Source organism: Kitasatospora sp. MBT66 (assembly GCF_000710405.2).
Lineage (GTDB): Bacteria > Actinomycetota > Actinomycetes > Streptomycetales > Streptomycetaceae > Kitasatospora > Kitasatospora purpeofusca.
This window is the reverse complement of sequence record NZ_JAIY01000020.1, coordinates 149,275-149,565: the sequence shown is the minus strand read 5'-3', so window position 1 is coordinate 149,565 and position 291 is coordinate 149,275. Positions and strand designations below refer to the sequence as shown.

The window sequence follows — 291 nt, the reverse complement described above, 5'->3', positions numbered from 1 at the left end:
TTCAAGAACAGCCAGGGCCAGTGGCGCTGGACCACGCACTACGACATCTACCTCGCGCGGACCGGGGGGTCGGACACCTCCTCCGGTTCGGCCTCGGGGTCCGGTTCCTCGGCCGACGCGGCGGCTCCGGCGACCCCGGCGGCGGACGGTGACGTCGAGACGGCGGTGCAGTTCGCGCTGGCGCAGCTGGGCAAGCCGTTCAAGACGGCCGGGAACGGTCCGGACGGCTACGACTGCTCGGGCCTCGTCCAGCAGGCCTTCCGGCGCGGCGACATCGAGCTGCCCCGGGTC

Annotated in this window: 1 protein-coding gene; it reads left to right on the top strand. The window is 72.9% G+C overall.

What is annotated here, in order from left to right:
• Nucleotides 1–291 (top strand): C40 family peptidase (locus BI06_RS41720; protein WP_043477327.1); only part of this gene is annotated, 291 nt, incomplete at both ends.